At 54.6% G+C, this 16350-nt stretch carries 18 protein-coding genes and 1 pseudogene; 16 read left to right on the plus strand and 3 right to left on the minus strand.

Translation table 11 applies throughout. The features are described 5' to 3' along the window. Positions 1-505 precede the first annotated feature (505 nt). Positions 506-1561 carry an LLM class flavin-dependent oxidoreductase gene (locus XYCOK13_RS07680; protein ID WP_213411370.1) on the minus strand — a complete coding sequence of 352 codons (1056 nt, stop codon included), beginning with the start codon at positions 1559-1561 and terminating at the stop codon, positions 506-508. A 222-nt stretch (positions 1562-1783) separates the two neighbouring features. After that, positions 1784-1870 carry a putative holin-like toxin gene (locus XYCOK13_RS21835; protein ID WP_280520884.1) on the minus strand — a complete coding sequence of 29 codons (87 nt, stop codon included), beginning with the start codon at positions 1868-1870 and terminating at the stop codon, positions 1784-1786. Positions 1871-2194: 324 nt separating this feature from the next. Here XYCOK13_RS21835 and XYCOK13_RS07685 point away from each other — a divergent pair, with 324 nt between their 5' ends. The 6 genes and pseudogenes from XYCOK13_RS07685 (at position 2195) to XYCOK13_RS07710 (ending at position 8007) form a co-directional block, all read left to right on the plus strand. Further along, entirely contained in the window at positions 2195-3154 is a 960-nt protein-coding gene (locus XYCOK13_RS07685) for a metal ABC transporter solute-binding protein, Zn/Mn family (RefSeq protein ID WP_213411372.1), read from the plus strand. Between the two features lie 4 nt (positions 3155-3158). Continuing rightward, on the plus strand, positions 3159-3896 hold the full coding sequence (locus tag XYCOK13_RS07690; RefSeq protein WP_213411374.1) for a metal ABC transporter ATP-binding protein: 738 nt from the start codon (positions 3159-3161) through the stop codon (positions 3894-3896). Then, positions 3893-4786: pseudogene (locus XYCOK13_RS07695) on the plus strand (metal ABC transporter permease); the annotation flags it as partial. The gene XYCOK13_RS07690 and the pseudogene XYCOK13_RS07695, both read left to right, overlap by 4 nt. Positions 4787-4813: 27 nt before the next feature. Beyond that, entirely contained in the window at positions 4814-5704 is an 891-nt protein-coding gene (locus XYCOK13_RS07700) for a metal ABC transporter permease (RefSeq protein WP_213411597.1), read from the plus strand. An 897-nt stretch (positions 5705-6601) separates the two neighbouring features. After that, positions 6602-7129 (plus strand): GNAT family N-acetyltransferase, encoded by a 528-nt coding sequence (locus tag XYCOK13_RS07705; protein WP_213411377.1) that lies wholly within the window; start codon positions 6602-6604, stop codon positions 7127-7129. Beyond that, positions 7126-8007: a TolB family protein gene (locus XYCOK13_RS07710; protein ID WP_213411379.1), complete on the plus strand. Its 882-nt coding sequence runs from the start codon at positions 7126-7128 to the stop codon at positions 8005-8007. Before XYCOK13_RS07705 ends, XYCOK13_RS07710 begins: the two co-directional genes overlap by 4 nt. A 29-nt stretch (positions 8008-8036) precedes the next feature. On the opposite strand, the gene XYCOK13_RS07715 is transcribed toward XYCOK13_RS07710, so the two are convergent. Then, a complete protein-coding gene (locus tag XYCOK13_RS07715) occupies positions 8037-9020 on the minus strand; it encodes a dimethylarginine dimethylaminohydrolase family protein (protein WP_213411382.1) in 984 nt (327 codons plus the stop codon). A 258-nt stretch (positions 9021-9278) separates the two neighbouring features. On the opposite strand from XYCOK13_RS07715, the gene XYCOK13_RS07720 reads away from it, so the two are divergent. The 10 genes from XYCOK13_RS07720 (at position 9279) to greA (ending at position 16324) form a co-directional block, all read left to right on the plus strand. Next, complete coding sequence (locus tag XYCOK13_RS07720; protein ID WP_213411384.1) at positions 9279-9875, plus strand: TetR/AcrR family transcriptional regulator; 597 nt, start codon at positions 9279-9281, stop codon at positions 9873-9875. Between the two features lie 77 nt (positions 9876-9952). Then, entirely contained in the window at positions 9953-11179 is a 1227-nt protein-coding gene (fabF, locus tag XYCOK13_RS07725; protein ID WP_213411387.1) for a beta-ketoacyl-ACP synthase II, read from the plus strand. Between the two features lie 138 nt (positions 11180-11317). Continuing rightward, a complete protein-coding gene (locus XYCOK13_RS07730; RefSeq protein WP_213411389.1) occupies positions 11318-12190 on the plus strand; it encodes a Crp/Fnr family transcriptional regulator in 873 nt (290 codons plus the stop codon). 104 nt (positions 12191-12294) lie between these two features. Further along, positions 12295-13110 (plus strand): ATP-grasp domain-containing protein, encoded by an 816-nt coding sequence (locus XYCOK13_RS07735; RefSeq protein WP_213411598.1) that lies wholly within the window; start codon positions 12295-12297, stop codon positions 13108-13110. 220 nt (positions 13111-13330) lie between these two features. Beyond that, positions 13331-13588, plus strand: coding sequence for a spore gernimation protein GerQ (locus XYCOK13_RS07740; protein ID WP_213411391.1), 258 nt, complete (start codon positions 13331-13333; stop codon positions 13586-13588). A 16-nt stretch (positions 13589-13604) separates the two neighbouring features. After that, a complete protein-coding gene (locus XYCOK13_RS07745; protein ID WP_213411394.1) occupies positions 13605-13991 on the plus strand; it encodes a spore coat protein in 387 nt (128 codons plus the stop codon). After that, the gene (locus tag XYCOK13_RS07750; RefSeq protein WP_213411396.1) at positions 13988-15124 is read left to right on the plus strand and encodes a zinc-dependent alcohol dehydrogenase; all 1137 of its coding nucleotides are present in this window, start codon (positions 13988-13990) and stop codon (positions 15122-15124) included. Before XYCOK13_RS07745 ends, XYCOK13_RS07750 begins: the two co-directional genes overlap by 4 nt. 39 nt (positions 15125-15163) lie before the next feature. Then, positions 15164-15373: a hypothetical protein gene (locus tag XYCOK13_RS07755; RefSeq protein WP_213411398.1), complete on the plus strand. Its 210-nt coding sequence runs from the start codon at positions 15164-15166 to the stop codon at positions 15371-15373. Then, complete coding sequence (locus XYCOK13_RS07760; protein WP_213411400.1) at positions 15370-15669, plus strand: spore coat protein; 300 nt, start codon at positions 15370-15372, stop codon at positions 15667-15669. Before XYCOK13_RS07755 ends, XYCOK13_RS07760 begins: the two co-directional genes overlap by 4 nt. A gap of 175 nt (positions 15670-15844) precedes the next feature. Continuing rightward, on the plus strand, positions 15845-16324 hold the full coding sequence (gene greA, locus XYCOK13_RS07765) for a transcription elongation factor GreA (protein WP_213411402.1): 480 nt from the start codon (positions 15845-15847) through the stop codon (positions 16322-16324). Positions 16325-16350 lie beyond the last annotated feature (26 nt).

Consider the following 16350-nt stretch of genomic DNA (forward strand, 5'->3'; position numbering starts at 1 on the left):
AAAGTCGCCAGTGACACGAGGTTTCCGCACCCTTTTGAACGAATAATCGTACAAAGTCGCCAGTGACACGAGGTTTTCGCGTCCTTTTGAACGAATAGTCGTACAAAGCTGCCAGTGACATGGGTGTTCCGCGTCCTTTTGAACGAATAGTCGTACAAAGTCGCCAGTCACACGAGGTTTCCGCGTCCTTTTGAACGAATAATCTTATAAAAGTTGCGGTTCCGCCCCCTGCTGCACTCCATCGAAGTGAAAAATCGTACATACTCAGCAGGAGGTCCGGCGGCGATACCCGGCCCGTCAGCGTCATACACTTCGAGCATGTTGCCGCTGTCCACAGGACCGTTCCACAGTGCATGCAGAGGGCAGCAAGAAGCATGGGACGATTATCCAGACAAAGTCAATCCAGACGAGGTCAACGAGAGGCCTGTATCACGAATCTCGCACTGCACCCAAATAACAAGAAGCTGCCTCCAGTCACAAATGACTGTCGAGACAGCATCCCTTCTTATCGCGGCTCCGCTTCTCTTGCTTCCTGCATGATTTCGTAGACCAGCTCATACGAATGCAAACGCGCCTGATGATCATACACTTGCGTGGCGATGATGAACTCATCCGCTTGGGTTTCTCGCAGCACTGCGTGGAGCCGTTCCCTCACCGTCTGTTTGTCGCCGATGATCGCATAGCTCATCTGGGCTTCAACGATGTGCTTTTCGTGCTGGTCCCACAGTGCATCCATGCTGTCCACAGGAGGCTGCAGCGGTCCGCGCTTGCCGCGGATCATATTTAGAATTTGCTGCTGCTGCGACGTAGCCAGCCGATGCGCTTCCTCCGCCGTATCGGCGGCAATGATGCTTAAGCCTACCATGGCATATGGCGTGCTTAGGAAGCCCGGCTGAAATTGCTCGCGGTACAGCCTCAAGGCCTGCATCAGATAATCCGGGGCGAAATGGCTGGCGAATGCGAATGGCATGCCGTGCTGACTGGCGAGCTCCGCACTGAACCCGCTAGAGCCAAGCAGCCAGATTGGAATCGACAGCCCCTCGCCCGGAATCGCCCGAATTGTCTGCTGTTCCGGTGCGCCGGCAGGCTGGAAATAATGCAGCAGCTCGTCTAGCAAATCCGGAAAATCCTTGCCGCTCATGCCCGAATTTCGGCGCAAAGCCCGGGCTGTCGGCTGATCGGTGCCGGGCGCCCGGCCCAGGCCGAGATCAATGCGGCCGGGATACAGCGACTCCAGCGTTCCGAACTGCTCGGCGATAACCAGCGGCGCATGATTCGGCAGCATGATCCCGCCGGACCCGACGCGAATGGACGTCGTACCGCCGGCAACATGCCCGATCAGGACGGAAGTGGCAGAGCTGGCGATACCCGGCATGTTGTGATGCTCGGCCATCCAGAAGCGGTGAAAGCCCCAACGCTCAGCATGGCGCGCCAGATCTAAGCTGCGGCCGAACGAGTCTGAGGCCGATCCACCCTCCACAATCGGGGCCAGGTCGAGGACCGAGACAGGAGTATGGTGAAGGTGCTTGTCTGCCGGGGGTGACGGTTGATGGTCTGACATGTGCAAATCCCACCTTTTTTTTGTCTGAAATCATCGTGCTCTCATAGTAAGTTTTCCCGAAGTCGGCGTCGAATCGCTTGCATGAATGACAAGGTTGATTTATGATAAAAATGTTCAGAGGGGCGCGACCAACACCCCTCCCGCATAACATCTTGAGTGGGAAAAACCCCTTAAGGTGCAACAGCAGAAAAGTAACCCACCCCGGCCGCGAACCTGAGTGGGTTACTTTCTTTTCTCGATGTATGTCAGCAGCGCCAACAGGAACGTTCCGAACGCTAACATGGCCATAATCGATTGGAAAGTGTCCATAATGGTTATCCCCCCTCTCTGTGAGGGAACTGCCCACTCAAGTCAGTTATACATCTATATTTTACCATAAACTGTCGTCCATTGGACGACTTTTTCTTTTCAAATTCGAGGTGCAAGACAATAGAGAATGCGGTATTCCCGGCTCTCCGGAACATGGAGGGTTATTTGCCATGCGAAAAAAAACCTTGACAACATGGCTTAAGTCAATTATTTTAGTCTCAGGAATAAAAGTTGCACTAGGGAAACAAAATTGTTGCGGTGCAGGTTTGTCTGAATATATGTTCAGACGGCAAATACAGAGAAGGACATGGGGAGGAGAAGTACATGAAGGTATTCACTCGAGGTCAAAGATTTCGCTTGGCGGCATGGATTTTGGGGCTGTCCCTGATTTTGTCTGCCTGTGGGGCAGGCGGCGAAGGAAGCGCTGAGCTGGACCCGAATAAGAAGTTGAACGTGATGACGACGATTGCGCAAATCGCCGATCCGATTTCGGTCATAGGCGGGGACCGTGTGGAAGTGCGGAGCTTGATGGGTCCGGGGGTGGATCCGCACTTGTACAACGCGACGCAAGGCGATATCCAGACACTGGAGCAGGCGGACATTATTTTTTACAATGGGTTGGGTCTGGAAATCAACATGGTGCGGGTATTCGACGAAATCGGCAAGAACAGGCCGGTCCTGGCTATCGGCGATGTTATTGATGCCGGTGATTTGCTGCAGGATGAAGAAGGCGCGACAGATCCGCATATTTGGTTCGACCTTGACTTGTGGCAGCAAGCGCTTGCTGCGGCAACAGAAGAGTTGAAGAAGGCTTTGCCGGACGATGCCGATTACTTCGAGGCAAACAAGGTGCGGTATTTCGAGGAACTGAATAGTTTGAAGGAAGAGGCGGCAGAGAAGATGGGACAAATTCCCCGTGACCGGCGTGTACTGGTGACCGCGCATGATGCTTTTGGCTATTTCGGCCGGATGCTGGACATTGAAGTCGTTGGCTTGCAGGGGTTGAGCACGGAAGATGAAATCGGCCTGTCGGACATTGAGGATACAATTGCGATTCTGACCGAGTATCAAGTGCCGGCTGTATTCGTGGAAAGCAGCATTAATCCGAATTCGATTCATGCGGTCATCGAGGGCGCGAAAGCAGAAGGACTCGAGGTGCAGCTGGGCGGAGAATTGTTCTCTGATGCGATGGGTGAAGCGGGCACTGAGGAAGGCACATACCTTGGCATGTTCAGACATAATGTGAATACGATCTTCGAGGCATTGAGAGAAGGGGCGGAATAAGCTTATGGTGCCTGTGGTCAGCGTAAATCAATTAAGTGCGTCCTATCAAAAAAACAAGGTGTTGGCCGATGTGCAGTTTGAGATTGCGCCGGGCACCTTAACAAGCATTATCGGCCCGAACGGAGCAGGCAAATCGACGCTGCTCAAGGTGATGCTGGAGCTGCATCCGCGGCTATCCGGCACTGTCTCCTTCTTCGGCACCACGTATGCGAAAGCGAAATCCAGGATTGGCTATGTGCCGCAGCGGGGCTCGGTTGATTGGGATTTCCCGACGAATGCGCTGGATGTCGTCATGATGGGGCTGTATGGAAAGATCGGCTGGCTGCGCTGGCCGAAGCGCAAGCATCGCGAGCTGGCTCTGCAGGCGCTAAGCGAGATGGGAATGGCTGATTATGCGGAACGGCAGATCAGCCAGCTGTCGGGCGGTCAGCAGCAGCGTGTGTTCTTGGCTCGCGCGCTTGTTCAGGATGCGGATCTGTATTTCCTTGACGAGCCGCTGGCAGGTGTTGATGCCGCCACTGAGCGAGCGATCATGAATACCTTGAAGCTATTGAAACAAAAAGGGAAGACAGTCATGGTCGTTCACCATGATCTGCAGACGGTGGAGGATTACTTTGATCACGTACTAATGCTGAATCGCACGGTTGTTGCCCATGGGCCTACACAGGAGGTCTTTCACCAAAACAACATTTACCGGACCTATGGCGGCGCGATTCGATGGATGGGAGAGAAGTCGGGATGATACCTGGATTATCTCATAATGCGCAATGGGTGCTGGCCAGCACCCTGCTCCTTGGCATGGCAGCCGGCGTCGTCGGCTGCTTGGCCTATTGGAAGCGGCAAAGCCTGATGAGCGATGCCCTGTCTCACGCGGCGCTGCCTGGCGTGATTATCGGATTTGTGCTGGCGGGCAGCAAGAACATGCCAATCATGATAGGAGGTGCGGCAGCCAGTGCGTTGCTCGGCGCCCTGATGATTCAATGGATTCGCTCCTCGAGCCGTGTGAAGGAGGATGCGGCGATGGGCATGGTATTGTCCGTATTTTTCGGGTTGGGGATCATGCTGTTGACCTGGGTGAATCGGATGCCGGGCGGAAATCAGAGCGGCTTGGACAGCTTTATATTCGGCCAGGCCGCTTCGATGGTGCGCCGGGATGTGTATACGATGGCAATCGTTGCAATGTTGATCATCGTGGCGGCTCTCGTGGCCTACAAGGAATGGAAGCTGTATTTATTCGATCCGGCATTCGCCAAGGGATTGGGGCTTAGCCGCTCGGTGATGAATGGCATGTATACGCTGCTGCTTGTTGTTGTGATTGTCATCGGCATTCAAGCTGTGGGGGTCATTCTCATGGCTGCGCTGTTGATTATGCCTAGCGTCAGCGCCAGGTACTGGACCCATTCGTTCGGCTGGATGATGGTGCTATCCGCCTTATTCGGAGGGGCAGCCGGCATGGCGGGCACCTGGATAAGCACGCTCGGCAAGGGCTGGCCTACCGGCCCGTTCATCGTGATCGCCGCCGCTGTACTGTTTGTGGTGTCGCTTGCCTTCGGGCTGCGCAAAGGGCTGCTGGTAGCGGCGTGGCAGCAGCGCGCTCAGCGGAAAAGACTGCGCGCCTCCAACCTGCAGGCCAATGCCGTGCAGAGGGGGGGGCTGCGGATGAGCTATTCCGGCTGGATCTTGTTGACCGCGTCCCTGGTTGGCCTGTCCTGCGGCTTGATCGGCTGTCTGTTGATCTTGCGGCGCATGGCCATGATGGCGGATGCGATCAGCCATACGGTGCTCCTTGGCATTGTCATTGCCTACTTGATCACCCGCGAATTAAGCGGCGGGCACATGTTAATCGGTGCGACGCTTGCCGGTTTGCTGACCGCTGTCCTTGTGCAATGGCTGCACACACGCGGTGTTCAGCAGGAAGCCTCTATCGGAATCGTCTTTACTACGCTGTTCGCGATTGGCGTCGTGCTCATAGCCACGAAGGTAGGCAATGCTCATCTGGATGTGCAGCACGCGCTTATGGGAGAGATCACCTTTATCCCTTGGGAGAGGGTCGAAGTGCCCGGCATCGGTGCGATCCCGGAAGCGGTGCTGATGCTGGTCATCGTGCTGACGGTAGTGCTGGCGATCATTCTCGCCTTCTATAAAGAATGGAAGATCACCTCATTCGACCCTGCGCTCGCGGCAAGTCTCGGCTTGCCGGTCGTGTTCATGCATTACCTGTTCATGGCGATGGTATCGATGACGACCGTAGCCGCATTCGATGCGGTCGGCGCTATTATGGTCGTTGCCATGCTGATCACGCCGGCCGCCAGTGCTTACCTCTGGACAGATCGGCTTGCCGTCATGCTGGCGCTTAGCGGAGGAATCGGCGTCCTGTCGGCCTTCCTTGGCTACGCGATAGCGGCATGGCTGGACACTTCCATCTCCGGCTCTATGGCATTTGCAACCGGCATCCTGTTCATGATCAGCTTTATCGGCTCGCCCAAATACGGAATGCTTGCTCGCTGGATGAAGCCGGCTGAAGCCGCCGAATCGCCTCCGCACGTGTAAACGGTCAGTCCTGAGGCCATTCGCAAGAAATCCCGTGAACGAGTCAGACGGCGTTTCGTCGCATTGCTTTCGCATGCCCCCTGACGTGAAGGGTGGCGGTCTGTCCTGAAGCATGTTTGAAAGCTTCAAGTGTGGTGCCCCGGTTTGTTAGCCGGGGTTTTCGTTCGTGCGGCGGGTTGTAGCGCCTGCCATGGATGCTTGCTTTGCCGCCGGTGATGAATTCGCTTCCAATGGCTCTATGATTGAGGGGGCATTTGTACTATAATGAACCTGTCCACACATAGAACTGAAGAATGTGCCGGCAAGTTGGTGTGCCCACGTGGCGTAGTGTATCCGGTATCTTCCGACGGGCATAAGAGGCTCCATTAACGGGAAAAAAGGGCGTTATTTGGGCCACCTACACACGAGGTGTTACGTTAACGCCAGTTTGTGGTCTTATTCAAGCGAATTTGGAGGGGAACGGCAATGAATCGGTCAGATAAGACCAAAGCATTCCCTTACTGGCTGGGTTCCCTGACAAACGTGCGAAATAAGACCAACATTTTCCGCTAATTTTGGGGGCAAGTGATTGAAACTCCTTGGAGCGAGGTCCGCGCTCGAATGGGCAAGTCTCCCGGCGGGCAAGCCCCGCGCTCGAATGGGCAAGTCTCCCGACGGGCAAGCCCCACACTCGAATGGGCAAGTCTCCCGGTGGGCAAGTCCCACACTCGAATGGGCAAGTCTCCCGGCGGGCAAGCCCCACACTCGAATGGGCAAGTCCCCCTCAGCGAGCAAGGTCCCGCACCGTGGTATGTAAAGGTTTGCATATTATCGCGCTCGGCTTCGGCAGGCAGATGAAGGTGAGCCCCGTCAAAGCAAGAAGCAGCAGGCCAACCATATGAAAAAGGAGAGGCCGCCATGAACGTGCACATACGCCGCATGCAGCAGGAGGACATCCGCGTGATTCATCAGGCGCTTGCGGACAACCAGATGGGCAAGCCGTTGGCCTACATCGAAAGGTGCTGGGCGGAACATCAATCGGGTGCTCGCGTGACACTGATTGCGCTGCGCCGGAAGCAGTTCGCCGGATGGCTGCATTTGCTTGCACATTCGAATTATCCGCCATTCCAAGCGGCAGGCATACCGGAGATCAACAATTTCGAGGTGCTTCCCGCATATCGCAAGCAAGGCGTTGGCAAGGAGTTGATGGATGCCATCGAACAGATTGCCTTTGCCCAGTACCCGGAGGTTGGCATCGGTGTAGGGATGAATGCCAGTTATGGGCAGGCCCAGCGCTTGTATGTCCGGAGGGGCTATATGCCGGATGGCCGGGGCCTGTACGATGGACAACGGCAAGTGCAGCAGGGCGATACGGTTCAGGTCGGACATGATCTGGCCTTGTATTTGACCAAGAAGAGAGCAGAAGGGAAGGGATTAGCCCCATGAACACATTGAAGGAACCGCGTCAAGTTGAGAGCCGTAATGTCAAGAGTTACTTGGAGACTGTAGATGTGGAGAGCGGCGCGCGCACTGTATGGGCAGAGTTCGATGAGCTGATAGAAGCGCCGAATTGGACTGCCGACGGGCAGCGCCTGATATATAACAGCCAGGGATATATTTATGCCTTTGACTTGGCTTCCAAGACAAGCAAGCGGATTGAGTCGGCCTATGTGAATCAATGCAACAATGACCATGTGTTGTCGCCGGACAACCGGTATATCGCGGTCAGCCACCATACGCGGGAAGACGGACAGTCTCGCATTTATGTCTTCCCGCTCGAGGGCGGGAGGCCGACGCTAATCACGCCGATGGCTCCAAGCTATCTGCACGGCTGGTCGCCGGACGGCAGCACACTCGCTTATTGTGCGGAACGAAACGGCCAGTATGACATTTATACCATTCCGGCAGACGGAGGGCTGGAGACCCAGCTAACGGATACCCCGGGACTGGATGATGGTCCGGAATATTCGCCGGATGGCAAGCATATCTGGTTCAATTCGGTGCGTTCCGGCCTCATGCAGGTGTGGCGCATGGAAGCGGACGGCAGCCATCCAACCCAAATGACGACAGACGAGAGTAACAATTGGTTTCCGCATGTTTCGCCCGACGGCAAGCAGGTCGCCTACATCACCTATCGCAAAGGCGATGTCGAGCCCGGCGATCATCCGCCGAACAAGCAGGTAGAGATTCGAGTGATGTCGAGCGAAGGCGGCGATTATCGGACGCTGGTCCAGCTTTTTGGCGGGCAAGGGACCTTGAACGTCAATTCCTGGTCGCCTGACAGCAAGCAGCTGGCCTTCGTCAGCTATGAGCTGAAGGAGTAACTGCGTTCACGCCAAGACCTTAGTACCAGCTACTCTCGGATGAGCGGCAGGATCATGCAATGAATGCCGCCGCCGAGTTTGAAAATTTCATCCGCTTCGACAGCGATGACAGATACGCCATGGCGATCAAGCAGATCGATGGTCCGTTTGCCGCTGTCGGCCATGATTACACGCCCTGGCGCAACGGCCAGGGCGTTAATCGTGAGCGGCGGATCTTGCGGATCGACGTGCAGCATTTCAATGCCCCGGCACTTCAGCTCGTCGAGAAACCAATATGGAAGCAGCGCCGTGTTCACGAGCGCTTTGTGGTAATCCACCATCATGAACGCTTCATCCAAATGAATGATGGAAGCGGGCAGATCGACAACAAGCAGCTCGATATGCTGGATAGCGAGGATATGCCGAATCTGTTCAATCCCCGCTGGATTGACCCGTTCCGAACGTCCGATTACAGCTGTTCGGTCATCCAGCATCGCGAAGCTGCCGCCTTCCGCAAATCCCGTACCCTGTACAGCGCCCAGTATCGGCACACCCAGATGCCCCAACGTTTCCGCCGTGGCTCGAATTTCCCCGTAGCGGATGTACAGCGCCAATCTGGACAAGATGACGCCTCCGGGGATGACCATGCCCAAATCTCGGGTGTACAGCTGCTCTGGCCATGGTTGCCGGCTGTCCTTCTGCTCGACGACGTCAATGCCTTCATGCTGCAGCGCCTGGCGCACGCCTTCCCATTGAGACACAAGCCGTTCCAAGGATGGCTTTTTCTCCGTCCCCCTGTCCTGCCGCGACTGTCCCTTGATGCTCTGGAGCAATACAGGTCCTGACTCAATCTGGCTTGCCCCGGAATGGAGCTGCTCGACCTCAGTGCCAGGGCGATGCATCAAGGCTTTTTTGATCTGGCCGACTTCATTAGACACTCCCCATGCTTCGCCCCAAATATCCCGCAGCAGCTGTTGATGCTGAAAGGGCTCCTTCACCAGCTTTCTCGAGCCGTACTTGGAAGGCAAATCCATTCACACTCATCCTCTCTCAGGAAATACACGCCGGGTGCAATCTGCCGGAAGAGCTCTCGCAGACTTGCCCGTTCGCATGGTTTTCGTACCTAATAATATGAGCGTCATGAACCTGCTTCATGCAAGATTGGGTCAAGGGTGCCTATACTTGCGTGCATGCACGGCGCTTCATCGGGCCAAAACGGAATTGCAAGAAGGGTCGGCTTCGGGTACAATCATAAAAAAAGACCGATAGGTCTCAAAAAAGCGGGGGTGCCGATGCGAAAAGGGGAGCAGACGAAAGCGAACATCATTGCCAAAGCAGCGGATATCCTGAACCAAAAGGGATATTATGCCTCCTCCTTGTCAGAAATCATGGAGGCTACCGGATTGAAGAAAGGAGGGATCTACAATCACTTTGGCAGCAAGGAGGAGATCGTCACCGAGGTGTTCCACTACTGTGTGAACAAGCTGGACGCGCACTTTCAACAAGCCGTATCCCGCCATTCCCATGCGGCTGACCAGCTTCTGGCGCTCATTGACGCAGCGAAGGATTTATATCACGGCCGTCCCGTGCCCGGAGGATGTCCCATCATGAATGCGGCGGTCGAGTCGGATGACGCTTACCCTTTCCTGAAGGAGAAGGCTAATCAATCTATGAATCGATTGCTTGCCAGGATCGCTTCTATTATCAAGAGAGGACAGCGGACGGGAGACATAAGGACAGCGGTGGACGCGAGAGAGGTAGCTGTTTTTGTCGTTTCTACCATAGAAGGCGCGCTCATGCTGAGCAAATTGAGAGATGAGGAACGTCCTCTGCGGACGGCGATTTCTTCGTTAACCCAGTATATAAACCAGTTTGTGCGAAACAGCTAATTTTTTTTTGCAGTAAAAACAGACCGAACGGTCTTGGAATTTAGCGTTGAAAATGAAAACAAGGAGCTGATGGAAGGATGAAACGCGTAGTTGTGACGGGAATGGGTGTCATCTCGCCGCTTGGCTGCAATGTGGAACAATTCTGGAACCAGCTAGCTGCAGGTGTGTCCGGCATTGCCGAGATTGAGCACTTTGACAGTTCTCAATTAGCGACACGAATTGGCGGAACGGCGCGTGATTTCCGACCGGAGTCATATATGAGCGCGAAGGAGGTTCGGCAATACGACCGTTATCTGCAGTTTGCGATAGCCGCAGCACAGCAGGCAATAGATCAGGCAGGGCTCGATATCGCGGATCAGCCGGAGCGGGTCGGCGTTTATGTCGGCACGGGCATTGGCGGATTGCATACATTGCTTGAAAACCACCGGACATTCTTGGAAAGGGGGCCGAAGAGAGTCAGTCCATTCATGATCCCGATGATGATCGGCAATATGGCAGCAGGACTCATCTCCATTCGCATGGGGGCGAAAGGGCCGAATATGGCAACGGTCTCCGCATGCGCGACGAGTAATCATGCTATCGGGGAGGCCTTTCATCTGATTCGCAGCGGGAGAGCGGATGCGATGATAGCCGGCGGAACGGAAGCCCCTATGCATGAGCTGGCTTTCGCCGGATTCAGCAATATGCAGGCAATGTCCGTTCGCAATGAGGAGCCGGCACGGGCATCCCGGCCGTTCGATCTCCATCGCGACGGATTCGTGATGGGGGAGGGAGCCGGCGTGCTGGTTTTGGAGGAACGGGATCACGCCCTGGCACGAGGAGCGGCCGTTCTGGCGGAGATAATCGGTTACGGGACGGCGGCTGACGCCTATCATATGACCGCCCCGGACCCGGAGGGGAAAGGAGCCTGCCAAGCGATGAAGGAAGCGCTTGAGGATGCGCGGCTTTCGCCGCAAAGCGTAGACTATATTAACGCGCATGCAACCGGGACGCCGCTCGGAGACGCCGCTGAATCGAAGGCGATTGAATCGCTATTCGGAGCAGGCGGCAAAATGCCCTTGGTCAGCTCGACCAAATCGATGACCGGACATCTTTTTGGAGCGGCCGGCGCTATAGAGGCAGTTGCTGTCATTCAGGCTTTGCGCTGCGGGATTGTCCCCCCGACTATCAATTACGAGACGCCCGACCCTGCATGCCGATTGGACTATGTTCCCAATATAGCGAGAGCGGTGCCGATACGAACAGCAATGTCCAACGGCTTCGGATTCGGCGGGCACAATGCGTCTCTTGTGTTTCGGACATAGTTTCGAAGGAACAGTCACTCATCCGACCTTGCTGCTAGACAAGCTGGCGCTCACACAGGGATTGCTTTCCGGTCTGCTTTCCGTTAACGCTTCTCGAAGGCCAGTCATTCTTGTATAATGGAGGCTGCAAGAAAGGGAATGCGAATGATGATTCGGGCTTTCCCGGCTGCGGCCAATCCCGGACGCAGTACGCTGCATGACCCGCGAGCAAAGGAACGACCAGCACAAAAGATGCTTACGTTCCAAGGCCAAGGGACGTGCACAATGAAGCATGGAAGTTCCGTGCCCGACAGGCGTCTGACTGAAGAAGGGGGAAGCGTGATGGATTGCTTTGAGGCATGGATGCGGCGTGTGGATTTTTTCAGCGAGCTGTCTGCCGAGCACTTGTCCCGGATTCGAAATGTTATGAGCGAGCGTACCTATAAGAAGGGGACGATTTTATTCTTCGAGGGTGATCCGGGGGATGAATTGTTCATTATCAAGGCAGGCAAGGTGAAGGTATACCGGACCGGCGAATCCAAGGAAGTTGTCCTGGCATATTTATTCCCGGGCGATTATTTCGGCGAAATGGCGGTTATTCAGAAGGACGAGGCGCGCTCCGCCACGGTGGAAGTCACTCAGAAGAGCACCTTCTATGTACTGAAGCAGCACGATTTCAATGAGCTGATCGTCCAGCATCCGTCCATCTGTATTCATCTGCTCCACCTGGCTATGCATCGCATTCGTCAATCGAACGAGATGATCAAGGACCTGACACTGCTCGACGCGTCTTCACGTATTTATAAGACCATTTTGCGGCTGGCTGACGAATATGGCGTGCCCAAGTCGGAGGGTGTCTGGATCAATACGAGATGGACGCATCAGCAGATCGCGGATTTGTCCGGAACGGTCAGGGAAACGGTGACGAAGAGCCTGCTGGAGCTGCAGCGGGAGAACATCATCTCTATCGAGCAGAAGAAGATTTTTATACCCGACCGAAGACGGCTTCAAGAGAAAGTGAAACATAGCTAGGGCACGCCTTAAGCGGCAGCAATCGGAGATTGAAATTTCCGGCGATGGTGCTATGATGAAGAAGATTGCCGGCATTTTATCGATCTGGAGTGTGGTGACGATTGATGAAATTGATTACCTTTCAAGCGTACCGGACATTGGGGCTGCCCGATGTCCGCTACATCAAACCTAGTTTAATGTTCAAGGAAATCGATGCAATCCGGGAGGCTGATGTGGTCTTGTTCCCGGAAACCTGGCAGGTGCCTGCATTGGTCTACGGGTTGAAGAAACATATTTTCCCCAGCATAGAGACGCTTCAGCTCGGGTTCAGCAAGGTGGACATGACGCGGGCCTTGTGGACCGTTGCGCCGGAAAATGTACCGTACACGGAAATCATGGCGAACACAGCGGCCAATATCGATTATGTGCTGAACGCCTTTCCCTATCCGTTCGTAGCCAAGGAAGCCCGGAACGCAAGAGGCAACGGGGTTTTCCTGATTGAGAGGGAGGCAGATTTCCGAAGGTATGCGGAGCAGAGCGAGGTGCTGTACGTTCAGGAATACCTGGAGAACGACGGCAAGGAACTGCGCGTTTGTGTCGTTGGCGATCAAGTATTCACCGCATATTGGAAGGTTTGTCCTGAGGGCTCTTTTCTCCACAATGTAGCGCAGGGCGGGGACATATGCTTCGACTTTGTGCCGCGGGAAGCCTGTGAGCTGGTTCTTCGGGTAGCCAGGGAGCTGAATATCAACCATGCAGGCTTTGATGTGATGATAAGCGGCGATCGATTTTATATTCTGGAATTCAACGCATTGTTCGGGAATCAAGGCATTCAGGCCAGGGGCCTCTCTGTAGAAACCGCTATTTATCAATATTTAATCCAGCAGTTCGTGCCTACCTTCCCGACCTCGCCTACGACGCCTGGCAAGATTATCTCATAATTGCAGATGGAGGCGCCAAACGCCAAAAGGGCCACCCCTACCGAACAGCGAAAGCTCTGGCATACCAGACACGCTGGCCTTCGGCCGGGAACAGCCCTTTTTTTATTAGACAGGATAGGTCATTCGGGCAATAGAAGCCCATCTTGATTAGGGTCGGCCGATTGCGGACAAAATACGGGTGACCAAATGGCCAATAAGAAAGATGAAACGAGGTGCATCCATGCAGCAGCAAGCACAACCCCAGCTATTGGCAGCGCACGAATCGGTTGATTTGCATGAAATCATCAATTTCAAAACGCTGTGTCTGGCCAAGTCGAAGCTTATGCAAGGTTTGGTATTCGACCAAGAACTGAAGGCGCTCATGCAAAAAGACGTCGTGCAGACGAAGCAAGACCTGACGGAGCTGCAGGCGATCTACGAGAATGCTCCGTTTCAGGCGCCGGTTCCGGAGAGTCGGCCCACGCCTATCCTACAATAGAAGGGAACGCGCGAACATGAATCAAGATTATCTCGATCCGAGCAACGCCCGGCACATGCCGGAGCTGGCGGATATGACCTTTGCGATGGATCTGATGATGCGGGCCAAGGAGGGTGTCCGCAATATGGCGATTGCGCTGACCGAGACCGCTTCCACTGAGCTGCGCTCTGTCTTGCGCAAGCAGCTGCGGCAGGGGATTGCCATGCATCAGGAAGTAACGGAGCTTATGATGCGCAAGAAGTGGTTCCATCCCCACGAGCTGCAGGAGCAGTACAAGCTGGATCAACTGGCAGCGAAGAACACCCTGATGATCAGTGAGATGGACCTGTTCCCCGGCGATACATCGCGCAAGGGCATGTTTGACCGTGAGCCGGATGCGAAGCTGGGGAGGAGCGAAGCATGAAGGCGGTCACTTATCAAGGCGTTAAGAACATCGCTGTCAAGGAAGTGCCTGATCCGAAGATTGAGAAGCCGGATGATATGATTGTCAAAATTACGACCACGGCGATCTGCGGCTCTGACCTTCATCTGATTCACGGCATGATTCCGAATATGCAGGAGGATTTCGTCATCGGCCATGAACCGATGGGCATTGTGGAGGAAGTCGGTCCCGACGTACGCAATCTGAAGAAGGGCGACCGCGTTGTCATTCCCTTCAACATCGCGTGCGGACAATGCGCGTATTGCAAAAATGAACTGGAGAGCCAATGTGACAATGCGAATGAAAATGGGCAAATGGGCGCCTACTTCGGCTATTCCGGGTCAACCGGCGGCTATGCAGGCGGGCAGGCGGAATATTTGCGCGTGCCGTTCGCCAATTTCACGCACTTCAAGGTGCCGGAGGATAGTGAAGTCGAAGACGAGAAGCTTGGGCTGATGGCAGACGCTATGACGACAGCTTATTGGAGCGTGGACAACGCGGGAGTCAAAGACGGCGATACCGTGATCGTGCTTGGCTGCGGTCCGGTCGGCTTGCTGACGCAGAAGTTTTGCTGGTTGAAAGGCGCGAAGCGCGTCATCGCGGTCGACTATGTCGGGTATCGGCTGGAGCACGCCAAGCGCACCAATCGTGTGGAGACTGTCAACTTTGAACAGGAGTCCAATATTGGCAGCTGCCTGAAGGAAATGACGCAGGGCGGAGCCGATGTCGTGATCGATGCCGTCGGCATGGACGGCAAGATGAGCGACCTGGAATTTCTGGCGAGCGGCTTGAAGCTGCAAGGAGGCACGCTAAGTCCGATTGTTATAGCATCGCAGGCCGTCCGCAAGGGGGGCACCATTCAGGTGACCGGCATTTATGGCGGCCGTTATAACGGCTTTCCGCTTGGAGACCTGATGCAGCGTAACATTAATCTCCGCATGGGACAAGCGCCGGTGATTCATTATTTGCCGTATATGTACGAGCTCTTGACGACAGGCAAGGTGGACCCGGGGGACATCATTACCCATGTGCTTCCGCTAAGTGAAGCCAAGCAAGGATATGAACTATTCGATGCCAAGACGGATAACTGCATCAAAGTCATGCTAAAGCCTTGATTCCCAAAAAAAGCGATATTAGAAAGCGGGGTACATTCGATGAGCTATGCCTTGCATGAAGCGCTGGAACTGCACGAAATCACGGCGTTCAAAACGCTTTGCCTGACGAAGTCGAAGACGATGAAGGGGTTGGTCTCCGACGAGAGGCTGAAGCAAATCATGCAGCAGGATGTTGACTTGTCCACCCGACAGCTGCAAGAGCTGCGCGAGGTATTGACAAAGGCGAAGCAGCGGGGGGACATGAAATGAATACATTGATTGAGCATCTGACGGGGATGCACACCTTAACCGACCAAGTGGTCGCGATGGATCTGTTGATATCTGCCAAGAGCGGCGTGCGCAACTACGCCATGGCGGCCACAGAGGCAGGGACACCTGAAGTGAAGGAACTGCTCATGCGTCACTTGGAGGAAGCGATCGACATGCATGAGCGGATTTTTGCGTACATGATGGAGCAGGGCCAGTACCACCCCTGGAATGTGAACGAGCAGATTGAAGTGGACCTGAAGAACAGCGACACGGCGCTAAGAGCGCCAACTCTATAACGTGTGAGCTTGCAAGTATGCGGGGAGCGTCCATGCCCCCGCTTTTTTTTTTGTTTGCAGGAATTTCGCGCGCAGGATAGGGTTTAGGGGGAAAAGATTGAAGCAATGCTATTTATAGATCATCCGGAAAAGGCTACAATAGAATCAAATACAGAAAAAACAGGAGTGTGGCGATATGACCAAGGAAGAGGTTGTGCTGACCGAGGAAGGCCTGGCCCAGCTGGAGGCCGAGCTCGATGAGCTGAAGAACGTCAAGCGCAGGGAAATGGCCGAACGGATCAAGTTGGCGATCAGCTACGGGGACCTGAGGGAAAACAGCGAATACCATGCCGCCAAGGAAGATCAGGCGATGATGGAGTCGCGCATCCTCACCATCGAGAAGCTGTTGAAGAAGGCCAAAGTCGTGCAAATCGAAAACCGCGATCTGTCCCACGTCCAAATTGGCTGTACGGTCGTCTTGGACGATCAGGAATTCAACGAGAAAGTGGAATATAAAATTGTCGGGTCCGAGGAAGCGGACGTGGCGGCGAATAAAATTTCGTACGAAAGTCCGCTGGGCAAGGAGCTGTTAGGCAAGCGAGTAGGCGATACCATCGAAGTGAATGCCCCTGCCGGCGTCATCAAGTATGAGCTGCTCGATATTAAAGTCGGGTAAGTCCGACCACCACGAGGAAGACGAAA

It is taken from the genome of Xylanibacillus composti, from assembly GCF_018403685.1.
Taxonomy (GTDB): Bacteria; Bacillota; Bacilli; order Paenibacillales; family K13; genus Xylanibacillus; species Xylanibacillus composti.